The sequence below is a fragment of the Streptomyces sp. 1114.5 genome, assembly GCF_003635085.1.
Taxonomy (GTDB): Bacteria; Actinomycetota; Actinomycetes; order Streptomycetales; family Streptomycetaceae; genus Kitasatospora.
This window is the reverse complement of record NZ_RBXE01000001.1, coordinates 5,232,022-5,244,173: the sequence shown is the minus strand read 5'-3', so window position 1 is coordinate 5,244,173 and position 12,152 is coordinate 5,232,022. Positions and strand designations below refer to the sequence as shown.

The 12,152-nt window shown below is 72.9% G+C and carries 13 protein-coding genes; 4 read left to right on the top strand and 9 right to left on the bottom strand.

The window, feature by feature from the left end:
• From BX285_RS23160 to BX285_RS36885, 5 genes are all read right to left on the bottom strand, one after another.
• Positions 1-996, bottom strand: a complete 996-nt coding sequence (locus BX285_RS23160) for an aldo/keto reductase (RefSeq protein WP_121177016.1) — start codon at positions 994-996, stop codon at positions 1-3.
• A gap of 369 nt (positions 997-1,365) precedes the next feature.
• Positions 1,366-1,950 carry a hypothetical protein gene (locus BX285_RS23155; RefSeq protein WP_121177014.1) on the bottom strand — a complete coding sequence of 195 codons (585 nt, stop codon included), beginning with the start codon at positions 1,948-1,950 and terminating at the stop codon, positions 1,366-1,368.
• A 180-nt stretch (positions 1,951-2,130) separates the two neighbouring features.
• On the bottom strand, positions 2,131-2,541 hold the full coding sequence (locus tag BX285_RS23150) for a sigma factor-like helix-turn-helix DNA-binding protein (RefSeq protein WP_097234504.1): 411 nt from the start codon (positions 2,539-2,541) through the stop codon (positions 2,131-2,133).
• A 78-nt stretch (positions 2,542-2,619) separates the two neighbouring features.
• Entirely contained in the window at positions 2,620-3,405 is a 786-nt protein-coding gene (locus tag BX285_RS23145; RefSeq protein WP_097234505.1) for a helix-turn-helix transcriptional regulator, read from the bottom strand.
• Between the two features lie 19 nt (positions 3,406-3,424).
• Positions 3,425-3,667, bottom strand: coding sequence for a hypothetical protein (locus tag BX285_RS36885; RefSeq protein ID WP_147465218.1), 243 nt, complete (start codon positions 3,665-3,667; stop codon positions 3,425-3,427).
• 802 nt (positions 3,668-4,469) lie between these two features.
• Here BX285_RS36885 and BX285_RS37490 point away from each other — a divergent pair.
• The 4 genes from BX285_RS37490 to BX285_RS23125 all read left to right on the top strand — a co-directional run bounded on the left by BX285_RS37490 (position 4,470) and on the right by BX285_RS23125 (position 8,498).
• Positions 4,470-4,703 carry a hypothetical protein gene (locus BX285_RS37490; protein WP_183107149.1) on the top strand — a complete coding sequence of 78 codons (234 nt, stop codon included), beginning with the start codon at positions 4,470-4,472 and terminating at the stop codon, positions 4,701-4,703.
• A gap of 7 nt (positions 4,704-4,710) precedes the next feature.
• Positions 4,711-5,106 carry a hypothetical protein gene (locus tag BX285_RS37485; RefSeq protein WP_183107148.1) on the top strand — a complete coding sequence of 132 codons (396 nt, stop codon included), beginning with the start codon at positions 4,711-4,713 and terminating at the stop codon, positions 5,104-5,106.
• A gap of 402 nt (positions 5,107-5,508) precedes the next feature.
• Positions 5,509-7,203 (top strand): CHAP domain-containing protein, encoded by a 1,695-nt coding sequence (locus BX285_RS39295; RefSeq protein ID WP_121177007.1) that lies wholly within the window; start codon positions 5,509-5,511, stop codon positions 7,201-7,203.
• Between the two features lie 194 nt (positions 7,204-7,397).
• Positions 7,398-8,498, top strand: coding sequence for a helix-turn-helix domain-containing protein (locus tag BX285_RS23125; RefSeq protein WP_259470652.1), 1,101 nt, complete (start codon positions 7,398-7,400; stop codon positions 8,496-8,498).
• 110 nt (positions 8,499-8,608) lie between these two features.
• Here the strand turns inward: BX285_RS23125 and BX285_RS23120 are convergent, their stop codons facing one another.
• The 4 genes from BX285_RS23120 to BX285_RS23105 all read right to left on the bottom strand — a co-directional run bounded on the left by BX285_RS23120 (position 8,609) and on the right by BX285_RS23105 (position 12,141).
• A complete protein-coding gene (locus BX285_RS23120; protein ID WP_097239722.1) occupies positions 8,609-9,580 on the bottom strand; it encodes a LuxR C-terminal-related transcriptional regulator in 972 nt (323 codons plus the stop codon).
• A 511-nt stretch (positions 9,581-10,091) separates the two neighbouring features.
• Positions 10,092-10,661: a hypothetical protein gene (locus BX285_RS23115; protein ID WP_121177004.1), complete on the bottom strand. Its 570-nt coding sequence runs from the start codon at positions 10,659-10,661 to the stop codon at positions 10,092-10,094.
• A gap of 14 nt (positions 10,662-10,675) precedes the next feature.
• Positions 10,676-11,122, bottom strand: a complete 447-nt coding sequence (locus BX285_RS23110; RefSeq protein ID WP_121177002.1) for an ATP-binding protein — start codon at positions 11,120-11,122, stop codon at positions 10,676-10,678.
• 239 nt (positions 11,123-11,361) lie between these two features.
• Entirely contained in the window at positions 11,362-12,141 is a 780-nt protein-coding gene (locus BX285_RS23105; protein WP_121176999.1) for a GntR family transcriptional regulator, read from the bottom strand.
• Positions 12,142-12,152: the final 11 nt, after the last annotated feature.

Sequence of the window (12,152 nt, the reverse complement as noted above, 5' to 3'; positions counted from 1 at the left end):
TCAGGCCCAGGGCAGGGACGCCCGGGTGCGCCAGTACGCCTCGGCGGGCTCGGCCATGGCGGCCAGGGCGGCGAGGTCCTGCGCGGTCAGCCGGGCCCGGGCGGCGGTGAGGTTGGAGGCGAGCTGGTCGAGGGTGGCGGCGCCGGACAGGACGACGTCGGCCCAGGGCTGGGCGGCGGCCGCGGCCAGGGCGAGGGCGTCGGGGGTGGTGGCGGTGCGGGCGGCCACGGCGCGCAGGGCGGCGGTGTCGGCTCCGGTGGCGTTGCGTCCGGCCAGGCGGCCGTTGGCCATGCCCTCCTTGACCACGACCAGCCAGCCGGCCTTGTGGGCCTCGGCGAGGGCGGGGGCGGCGGAGGTCTCCAGCACGTTCCAGGTGGCCTGGACGGCGGTGAACAGCGGGCGTCCTTCCACGGTGACGGCAAGGGCCTCGCGGATGGTGTCGCCCTGGGCGGGGCCGCTGGTGGACAGGCCCACCCGCACGCCCTCGGCGGCGAGGGCGGCCAGCCGCTCGTGCAGGGCCGGGTCGGTGAGGGCGGGGCTGGCGGGGACGACGGAGTGGACGAGGTAGACGTCCAGGCGCTCGCCGAGCAGGGCGCGGCTCTCGCGGATCTGACGGTCGTACACCGCCGTCGAGTGTTCCTTGACCTCGTGTGCGGCGACGCCGTCGCTGCGCCAGCCCGCCGTGTAGGTGTAGCCCCACTTGCTGGCGACCGTCACCTCGGGCGCCTCCTCGGGGTGGGCGTCCAGCCACTGGGCGAGGAACTCCTCGGCGCGGCCGTAGGAGCGGGCGGTGTCGAAGTAGCGCACTCCGGCGGCGTACGCGGCGTCGAGCAGGGCGTGGGTGCGCTCGCGCAGCGCCTCGACGGTGCGCTCGGCGGGCAGGTCCGCGTCGCGCCCGAGGGTGATGTAGCCGGGCCGGCCGACGGCGGCGGTGCCCAGGCCCAGCCGCGCGGGGTGCGGGCGGGCGGGGGCGGTGGCGGCGGGGTCGGTCGGCATGGCGTGGTCTCCTCGGGCGCGGCGGTGATCACCTGCGACTCTAGCCGCGGGGCGGCGGCCGCCGGCGGTCACGGGTTGCGCTCACGGCCGGTCAGCCGGCCGCGATCGCGGCGCGGATCCAGGGGGCGTAGGCGGGCACGTCGCTGTACGGGCCCGGGCGTGAGATGGTGCCGACCAGCTCCCTGACCCGCTACGCGGGAAACCCGATCCCTCCCCGGGGTAAAAGCCGGGGCATCCTCGGGTTACTCGGTGACGGCCTCTCGGGTCGGCCGATGCGGATGCGTCCGGCCGACCCGGGGGGCGGCCCGCCGGACCGTGTGGCCTGCGGGCCGCCGCGACCCGGGGCTGTCCCCCGCACCCGCCGCCGGGCTACCAGGGGGCCCGCAGGGTCTGCCCCCGCTCGGACACGGGAGCAGCGGTGCGGCCGGGGACCGCCGTGTGCCCGGGGGCCGCCGTGTGCCCGGGGGCCGTCGTGCGGCCGGGGGCCGTCGTGCGGCCGGGGGCCGTCGTGTGCCCGGGGGCCGTCGTGTGCGAGGACGAGGTGCGGACGGCCTGGACCGGCGCGGCGATCGGCACCCCGGCCGCACCGGCCGCCCGTGCGGTGCGCCCCGGTACGGTGGCCGGGGCGATCGCCTGGTCCAGCCGCAGGACGAAGTTGACGTAGTCGAGCGGCTTGCCCGGCCAGTGGCAGTCGTTGCTGGTGAGCAACTGGCTGCGGACGCCGTCGCGTTCGGTGAGCGGCCCGGGGGTGGTGCGCAGGTTCGGCTGCCAGCTGCGCCCCCACAGGTGGTGTTCCAGGGACAGCGTCCAGCTCTCCTCGTCCACGTCCAGCACCGCCCCTTCCCGCCCGGGGAGCACCCGGGCCCCGTACGGGCTGCGCACGACCGCCCGCTGGTCGAAGTCGGCGCTGCGGCCGACCACGGTGATCCGCCACGCGCCGTGGAACCTGAGCATGCCTGTCTCCTGACGCCGCGGCGCCCACTCCGGCAGAGGGCGCCCCTTCCACGTCTACGGCCACAGGCCACCCGCCGGCTCAGGCCGGCCGGCCCGGTACCTCTCACCCCCGGCGCCGATCGCCCGCGGCGCACCGGAAGTCGGCCCCGTCGACTTCCGGTGCGGCCCCGGCGGGGGGGGTCAGCGGTGGGCGGTGGCCAGGGAGCGGAGCTGGACGTGGACGGTGGCGGGTTCGGTGCCGGTGAGGGCGGCGACCTGGGCGGCGGACAGGTCGAGGACCAGGTGCAGCAGCAGGACGTCCTGTTGTGGGGCGGTGAGGTGGGCGACCGGGCCGAAGGGCTGCGGCCCGGCCAGGGTGCGCACGCGGCGCCGGACCGCCTGCCAGGCGCAGGCGGCCGGGCTCGCGGTGGCCAGGGCGTCGAGCCAGTGGCCGCCGAGTTCCTCGAAGGCGTCGCGGACGGCCAGGGGGGCGTCGGCGGGTGGCAGGAGCAGGGCGGCGTAGTCGAGGTAGTGGCGCAGGTGGAGGTCGTGCAGCGCCCACAGGCCCAGGTCCGCTCCGGGGGCGGCCGGTCGGTGTGGTGGTGTCGGCATGGTGGTGTCCCGAGGTGGCGCGGGTGGGTGCTGGTCCGCGGACGGAGCGCGGGTGTCGCGCTCCGTCCGCGGGCCCGGTCACACGGGCACCGGCGGGGTGTCGTCGGTGCCTTCGCGGCCCGGCGCGCCCGGGTGGCCGGGGTCGTCGGCCCGTTCGGCGGCCAGGCTGTTGCGCAGCGTCACCCACAGGCGGAACAGGATGTCCGTCGAGGTGCCGGCGCTGGAGGACTGCATGGCCCGGACGAACTCGGCGTGGTGCGTGCGCGAGTTGACCGGGACCGGGGTGCGGGCGTTGTTGGTGCGGTCCCAGGCCGCCGCCCACAGGGTGCGGCGGACCTCCCGGACCTCGCAGGCCTCCATGAAGGTGAGGAACACGGGTTTGTGCAGCGGGGCCTCGCCCTTGAGGACCAGGGCCAGGGTGCTGGAGGGCAGGCGTCTGCCCCTGGCACGGGCCCGGCGGTCCAGTTCCTTCAGGGAGGGCCAGTCGGCCTTGCGGCGCATCTCGTGCATCGCCCGTCGCAGGTCGGCGAAGGAGTCGACCTGTTCGGGGTCGACCCGCCGGGGTGCCCGCAGTCGCCGGGTCCCGGAGGGGCGGGGCACGTGGGCCCAGTAGTTGGCCTGGACCCATTTGCGCCGGGCGGTCTTGAGGTCGCCGCCGCATTCGCGGGTGACGGCCTCGACGACCTTCCAGCTCGGTACGGAGCGGCCGCTGGCGGCCCGTTGCAGGGTGGTGGCGTGGTAGTTGGTCCGAGCAGCGAGCTGACGGTAGGTCAGCTGCTCGCGTTCGCGTTGTTCTCGCAGCCAGGCGGCGAGTCGGCTCAGTGCCGGCTCGGTCGCCTCGATCGGCTTCTCCCGGCGTCCCATCGCAGGCAGGCGCTCCCCGCTAGGCCCGCTCCCGTCGCAGTCTGGCGGCCAGCAGCCAGGCGCCGGTGGCGAGTTCGAGGGCTGCTCCGGCCGACATGCCCGTCGCCACCAGGGCGGCCGCCAGGACGATCACCACGACGACCACGGCGGCCTCACCGGCGGCGGGCCGCCAGGGCAGGCGCGGTCGCGGTCGCGGGCGCACGGGGTTGGGGGAGCCGGCCGCACACTGGATGCGGGCACGCCTGTTCCGTTTCCTCGTCATCGAGGGGGTTCTCCTTATCACTGTCCACTCCAACGGAGGGGCACTTCGCGCGGTTGGCGTCGCACTGGGTGCCCGTAGGCGAACACTCTGTCAGGCATACGGGTGATTCCCAATCGGTTCGGTGAACATCGCGCAGATTGATGCGCGGCCGTCCCGGCCCCCGCCCGTGATCTCGTGAACGCCGTACCAGAAAGGGGCAGTTCAGCGATTTGAAACCGGATTTTGATGCGCCTTTGTGCAGCGTCCTCTTGTAAGCCCTCCGGGCCGGATGTGACGATTTGCAGCAGCGTCACCAGGACCTGCGGGTCCGGAACCCGGGGGGCGCTGTTCACTCCAACAAATCTCGGGAACATCGGCACGGGCCGTGTTGGCGCATGGGCCCGCCCGGACAGCAGAGACCGCCCGGCCCTGGTGGCCCGAGGCGGTCTCTCTGCGTTCCCGGAGACTGCGCGGCAGGCACCCGGCGCCACGGGCCGGCGGGAACCACCCGGCACACTGCACGGGAAGCCGGCGGGATCGACGTCCTGCGTGGCATGAACGTGAGCATCCGGTTCAGGTGGCGTCATGCGCCCTTGCACAGCACGCAAGCTTGACATGTACGTGTCACTGCGTCCGGTTCCCGTCAGGCCGATGGGCGACAGCCGGAAGGCCTTCCGGCGGTGCCGGCGGTCGACGAAAGTAGTGATCGCCGCCAGGGAAGCCCGACAGGGATCGGCCCGGACGGCAGCCGAACGGAGCGTCAACCGCGGGACGCCCCACCGGACCGGCACACCTCTCCCGTCAACGTCAGAAGGGCTCCGTCATGATCCGCACCCGTATCGCCCAGGCCGCCGCGGTCGCCGCCGTCTCGCTCACCGCCCTCCTGATGACCCCGGGCGTCTGCGCGGCCACCAGCGCCGCGGCCGCCAGCACCGCGGCCGTCTCCGGCTCCGACAGCCTCGGCTGGGGCGGCGTCACCACCCCCACCACGCCCACCTCCACCGACAGCCTCGGCTGGGGCGGCGTCACCCAGGCCAGCCTCGGCTGGGGCAGCTGAGCACGGGATGGACATCGTCTACGCCAGCCTGAAACGCCGGTGGCCCGGTGATGCGGCCGAGGCGGTCGGAGCGGCCGAGGCAGCCGCGGCCGTGGACGCCCTCTGGGCGCACGCCGAGCCCGCCGACGGCCTCCAGCACGCCAGCGCACAGCCCGCCGACGACCGGATCGACTTCCTGCTCTACCTGCTCAGCCGCGACTCGTCCGACTCGTCCGGCCTATCGGATTCGTCGGGCTCGTCGGGCTCGTCGGGCTCGCCGGGCTCGTCGGGTCGGCCCGATCGGGTCGACGCCGTCTGCCGCGCGCACAGCCTGATCGCCCGCAGCCACCGCACATCGCCGATGCTCCTGCGGTGCTACCTGCCCCCGGAGCCGCCGGAGGCCACGGACTGCACCGACCGGTGACCGCCGCGCCGGCTGCACCCGCCGCACGTATCGACTGACCCGCGCCGGAACCCCTGTGCCGACCGCCCCGCTCGCTCTCGCGGCCCCGCGCACGCAGGACCGACGACCGCTGCTCCTGCAGGGCAGCCGTCCACTCCCGACCCCGCCCCGGATGCCGGGACGCGGTGGCGGATTCCCCTCGGCCGACGCCGGCGCCGACGCGCCTCATCCCGCTCCATCCCGGTTCCAACCCGGCTCCACCCCTGCTCCATCCGCTCCATCCGCTCCCTCCGCACGCCCCGGCCTTCCCCGGTCGGCTGTTCCTGCAGGACAGCCGCCGCCGGAGACGGCCCGAGCGCCCGATCGGGCACCCCGCACGCCTCCGTGCACCCGCGCGTACCGACCTCCCGAGGATGATCTGTCATGACCATTACATTCACCCGTCTGAAGAAGTCCGCCGTCGCCATCGCCGTCGCAGCAACCGCCGTCACGGGCATGACTGCGGTCCCCGCCCACGCCGACACCGCCGGCAGCATCGTCGCTGCCGTCCAGAGCCAGATCAACCACGGCCCCGGCAGCGGTTACAGCAACGGCGCCGGGCAGACCAGCTCCGCCAACCTCCAGCCCTGGTGCGCCGACTTCGCCGGGTGGGCCTGGGCCCAGGGCGGCGGGGTCCAGCACCTGGGCGACCTGACCGACGGGGCCGCCAGCTTCTACGACTACGGCGTCAGGTACGGGACGCTGTCCAGCACCCCGCACCCCGGGGACGCGGTGGTCTACGACTACAACCCGGACCGGGACTGGGCCAGCCACGTCGCGATCGTCACCGCCGTCGGCAACGGCACCATGACCGTGACCGGCGGCAACGAGGGCCACAGCAGGTACCCGAACGGCATCGTCCAGCAGGAGTCCACGCCCAACTACTCGGTGGGCAGCGCCCCGTGGGGCCAGCGGATCAGCGGCTACATCTCCCCGGTCACGACCGGCAGTGGCGGCGGCACCGCGCCCGCCGTCCCGGCCAAGGCGATCCGCGGCGACAAGGGCACCGTGCTGGGCACGGACGGGACGTCGATGACGTTCACCCGCTCCGCCGCCAACGGCCACCTCCAGCTCACCTACCTGCCCTCCGGCGGCAAGTGGGCCACCGCCGACCTGACCAACACCGCCGGCACCCCCGTCTCCGCCGGCGGCCCCCCGGCCGCCTTCGTCCAGCAGAACGGCACCCTGGGCGCGGTCACCGCGAACGCCGCCAACGGCCACCTCCAGCTCACCTACCGCTCCGCCGGCGGCACCTGGGCCACCACCGACCTGACCGGCTACGTCGGCACCCCCGCCACCGACGGCACCTACAGCGTGATCACCGGCTCCGACGGCACCCTGGCGATCTACAGCCGCAACTACGCCGACGGCCACCTCCAGCTCACCTACCTGCCCACCAGCGGCGCCTGGGCCACCACCGACCTCACCGCCTACGCCGGCACCCCGGCCACCGCGGACAAGGCCCCGGCGGCCTTCGCCCTGCAGAACGGCACGATCGGCGCGATCACCACCGACTCCTCCAACGGCCACCTGCGCCTGACCTACCGCGCCCCCAGCGGCACCTGGGCCACCACCGACATGACCGGCTACGTCGGCACTCCCGCCACCGACGGCGCGGTCAGCGCCTTCACCGGCTCCGACGGCACCCTGGCGATCTACAGCCGCAACTCCGCCGACAGCCACCTCCAGCTCACCTACATCGCCAACAACAGCGGCACCTGGACCACCACCGACCTGACCACCTCCGTCGGCACCCCGGTCTCGGCCGGCTCCTCGCCCGCCCTGTTCCAGCAGGCCGACGGCACCCTGGGCATCGTCACCGCGAACGCGGCCAACGGCCACCTCCAGATGACCTACCGCCCCAGCAGCGGCGCCTGGAGCACCATCGACCTGACCGGCTACGCCGGCACCCCCGCCACCGACGGCGCCAACCTCAGCGCCGCCTTCAACCCCGACGGCACCCTGGTGCTCTACAGCCGCAACTACGCCGACGGCCACCTGCAGCTGACCTACCACCCCACCAACGGCGCCTGGGCCACCACCGACCTGACCGGGTTCGTCGGCACCCCCGCCGAGTAGCCCCTCCGTCCACGGACCACCAGGACTCCGACAGCCGGCCCCGACTCGACCGAGTCGGGGCCGCACCCGCATACCCCTCCGACGAATCCCGTCCGATCCCGTCCGATCCCCTCCTCCCGCACGCCCGGCCGCCGCGGTACCCGATGATGTCGGTGGGGATGCCCTGCCGACCGGCAGGGGGGAGGGGTGGAAAAGTGACCGCGGGGACGCAGAGCCCGGACCGGAGCGAGTACCGGGCCGGGCCGGACCAGTTCGACCAGTGGCGGGAGCTGGTCGGGCAGACACGGGTGTGCGATGCGACCAGCGCGCACGTCGACACCTTCACCGCACAGGCGCGACGCACCGCCCTGGGACCGGTGGCCCTGCTGGGGACCTCGTTCCCGTCGGCGCGCTTCCGCAGGACCGAGCGCATGATCCGAAGCTCCGACGAGGAGTTCTACCACCTGACGCTGCTGACGGCCGGCGCCAGCGCCCTGAGGCGCGGCAGGGACCAGAAGGAGCTGTTCGGGACCGGAGACCTGCAGCTGATCGACAGCTCGCACCCCTACGACGGGCGGTTCTTCGATGCCGACGGGTCCGGTGGCGGTGAGCCGCAGGTCGCCGGCGTGGGCATCGACCTGCCCGTGTCGCTGCTGTCGGTGTCCCCGGACCGGCTGCGCGACCTCCTGGGGCGGCGGCTTTCCGGACGTGAGGGGACGGGTGCGCTGCTGGCGGAGTTCCTGCTCGGGCTGGAGCGGCAGGCCGCTGTCCTGGGGGCCGACGAGAGGTACCGCCTGGGAACGGTCGCGCTCGACCTGGCAGCCGTGTGGCTGGCCCGGGAGCTCGACGTCGAGACGGCGGTGACGCCCGGCGCAAGGCAACGGGTCCTGGTGGAGAGCGTGCGGTCGTACGTGCGGCGCAACCTCCACGACCCCGGGCTGACACCGCCCGCGATCGCCGCCGCACACTACATCTCCGTCAGCTATCTGAACCGCCTGTTCGCCCGCCAGTCGCAGGGCGACACCGTCGCCGCGTGGATCCGGGCCCAGCGGCTGCGGGGAGCGAACCGTGACCTGGCGGACCCCGTGCAGCGCGCCGTACCGATCCACGCCATCGGTGCCCGCTGGGGCATCCCTCGCGCCTCGGACTTCAGCCGCGCCTTCAAAGCCGCGTACGGGCTCTCACCCCGCGAGCACCGGCAGCGGTCCCTGTCGGAATCCGAATCGGGATCAGGATCGGGATCGGGATCGGGATCGGGATCGGGGTCGGAGTTGGAGTCGGGGTCGGGGTCGGGGTCGGGGTCGGCGCAGGACTGATGGACCGTGGTCGGTGCCGTCACGGCCCGGCGGGACCGGGGCACGCGGTCGACCGGACGAAGGCCCCGGGCAAGCCCGCACTGCCCGTCAGGACCGAGGACGGGCGCGGTTCAGAGCCAGCCCTTCTGCGCGGCTTTGATACCCGCCTCGAATCGGCTGCCGGCGCCGAGCCGCTCCATGATCGAGGACATCTGGCGGCCGACGGTGCGGGAGGAGATGCCCAGGCGCTGGCCCGCGGCCTCATCGGTCAGACCGGAACCGAGCAGACGCAGGAGCTCACGCTCGGCAGGAGTGAGGCCGCTGCGCGGATCCTCGGGCACTACGGCGCCCAGCGGGACAGCCGTGCTCCAGGCCTGCTCGAAGAAGTCGAGGAGGGCGGTGAGGATGCCGGGCTCGGTGACGTACAGGGCGCCCTTGCGGTGGTCGGCGGGATCGATCGGAACCAGCGCCCGAGCGCGGTCGACGACGACCATGCGCTGGGGAATCGTGGGAGCGGTCCGAACCTCGCCGCCCAGGCCCAGTAACCAGTGGGCGTAGACGGCCACATGGGGCTGCTTGCGGACGGCGTCCTGGTAGAGGGTCCGTATCGTGATGTTGCGCCCGAGCGCATCGGCGTCGGCCGGGCGGCTGGCGTTCAGGTCCTCGGGCTCCTGAACGCCCGGCTGGCTGCTCAGGACCTCGGTGGTGGCGGTGCGGCCCAGCTCTTCGAGGCGGCTGTGGATGGCGTTCATGCCGAGGATCCGTTCACCGTGGGCCGAGGTGTGCTTGGCTCGGTCGGCGACCAGACGGGTGACGGCGACGCGCGAAGCGGCGAGCTTGGCCTGACGGGCTGCCAGTTCGGCCTCCTGCAGAGCGAGCATGCCGGCCAGACCTACCTCGGGGCTCACCGCCCGCATCCGTCCGGGATGCTCGGCGCAGGCCCGGACGAGGGTGAGCCGACTCAACTCGTCGAGGTGGTCGTGAACCTTCGACGGGGGCAGGGCGCAATGGGCGGCTATGTCGTCCAGGCCGTAGCCCGGATGGTCGAGCATGGCCTCGTACACAGCCGTCGCCTCGGCTGTCAGCCCCAGTACCTCCAACACGGACGTCCCCTCCCGACTCCGTCTGCCGGCCGCGTCGCACGCCACGCCCCCGGGTCCCGCTCGCCCCCTCGATGCGGGCCGCCGCTCGGCGCGTCCCGCCCGAACGGCACCGGACCGACTCGCAGCCACGGTCCGACACCCGCTTTGCGCAGAGAGCCTGTCAGGGCGCCACCCGATCGTGTTGTCGATGCGGGGACAGTTCCTTGGCCTTGCTGACACTCACCGGCGGGAATCCCATGACGACCGGCCGTGAGAGGGTGTTCTGCGAGTCCTCTCGACGCCGGCCATGATCAAGCCCTACCAGGGCAACCGGCACGCACGTGACCTGTGGAACCGTGCTCGGCCTCGGCCGATGGTGAAAGCCGCCCGACCCGAACCGGGTCTCTCGCAGGTGGCGTGGCGGCCGGCGCCGGTGGACGCAATCGACTGATCGGACTCCCCCGGCACCAACACCCGACCCTTGTACAGGAAGTCGGCGAGGTCGACTTCCTGTGCAGGGGTGGGGTGTTGGTCAGGGGCGGGCGGCCTGGGCTTCTTGGGTGGCGTGGGTGCGGCAGCGGTGGAGGGCGTACTTGAGGCGGGTGTCGGGGTTGGGGGTGGTGGTGAGGAGTTCACCGGCCTGGATGAGGGTGGTCCAGTACAGGGTGGGGTCGCCGGTGCGGGGCATGGGGCGGGCGGCGGTGAGGGAGAGGTAGGCGGTGATCAGGTTTCCGGTGGTGAACCAGCGGTGGAGGCCGTGCTGGTGGCCGGGGCGGATGCCGCCCATGGCGCCGACGGCGACCAGGAAGAGGTCGATGACGGCGAGTTCGGTGGGGGTGAGGGGTTTGGGGACGTCGAAGACGCCGAGGGCTTCGAGGAGTTCGCCGGTGTCGGCCTCGCTGTTCGGGCGGGGGCTGGCGAGCAGGGCGTCGTAGCAGTCGTTCAGGCGGCGGGCGGTTTCGGCGGCGGGGATGCCGAGGGCGGTGCAGACGGCGCGGGCGCAGCGCAGGGGTGCGCGGGTGCGGCGGGCGAGGGCGGCGTAGGCCTGGGCGGGGGTGGCGCCGGTGTCCAGGAGGTGTTTGGCGGTGAGGGCGATGCGCATCGGGGTGGGTGCTTTCAGGCGGCGTGGGCGGTGGCGGCGGTGGGGTGGCTGGGGGCGATGAGGGCCCAGACGAACTTGCCGATGCCGCCGGCGCGCGGGCAGCAGCCCCAGCGTTCGGCGAGCTCGCTGACGAGGAACAGGCCGCGCCCGTGCTCGTCGTCGGGCTGGGCGGTGTGGACGGTGGGGCTGCCGCTGCCGGCGTCGTGGACCTCCAGCCGCAGGCGGGAGTTGGCCATCGCGAAGCGGACCTCGATCAGGCGGTCGTCGGGGGCGTCGCTGTGCTGGACGGCGTTGGCGAACAGCTCGCCGAGCAGGAGTTCGGCGACGTCGCAGTAGCGGTCGCCGGCGGGCAGGGCGGCGAGGTAGGCCCGGAGCAAGTACCGCGCGAGGGGCGTGGATTCGGTCCGCGAGTCCAGGCGGGCGGCGAACGTGCGGGGGCGGGGGTGGCAGGTTACGAGCATGGCGAAGTACCCCGGGGAAAGTCAGGTGCGGATGAAGAGACTTGTCGCGCCACTTGTTCCTGCTGCGGCGCCATCCAGTGGTCGCGCGCTACGACACAACCATTTCCTCCAGATGAGATGCCTCCATGCACATGCACTTATGTACATGAGCAGTGGGCGGAAGAGTGCCTGACTCCTGTACATAAGTCAACCCGCCGCGAGAAGGATCTCGCGGCGGGTTGCGGGTAGTTGATTGCCGGTCAGTCGCGTGCGGGGAAGCGGTAGTCGAGAACGAACTGGTCGGCGGCCATGATGGTGTCGCACACCTCCACTACGCGGCCACCCGTGGCAATGGCATCGCGAACGAGGTGGATCACTGGCGCACCGGGGCTCAGGGCGAGCGCTTTGGTCTCGGGCTTGGTCGCGAGCCGGGCTCGCACGGACTCGGTGAACTCGGCGAGGGAGTGTCCGTGTTCTTCGAGGCGGGCGTAGATGCCGCCGCCGCCGGGGTTCTCGGCGAAGACTTCCGGGATGTCCTTGACGACATCCCACGGCAGGTATGACGTGGCCTCCTCGGTGGGTACCCCGTCGCGGAAGTACCGGCGCTTGCGGGCCAGTACCTGGGTGCCGGCTGGAAGACCCAGACGATCGGCGATCTCGGGAGGTGCTGCTGTGGGGCCCACGAACAGCACGGTCACGGACGGGATGCCGCCGGAGATCTCCGCCTCCGCGAGGTACGCGGCCTTGCCGGCTTCGCGATGGGTGCGGCGGAATCGGTCCGTGGACTTCCGCTGTACTGGTGGGCGGGAACGGACGAACGAGCCTCGACCGTGGTGCGTCTCGACGAGCTGAGCCGTTCGGAGTTCGGCGACAGCCTTGCGAACTGTGCCGGATGCGACCCCGTACCGCTGCATGAGCTCGGCCTCGCTCGGCACGACCACACCGGGAGGGAGAGCGCCCGACTTGATCTGCGCGGCAAGGTCAGCCGCGATCTGCAGGTACTTCGCTGTGGCCGACGAGGCCACCTCACCGTTCGCCATAGTCCTTCAGG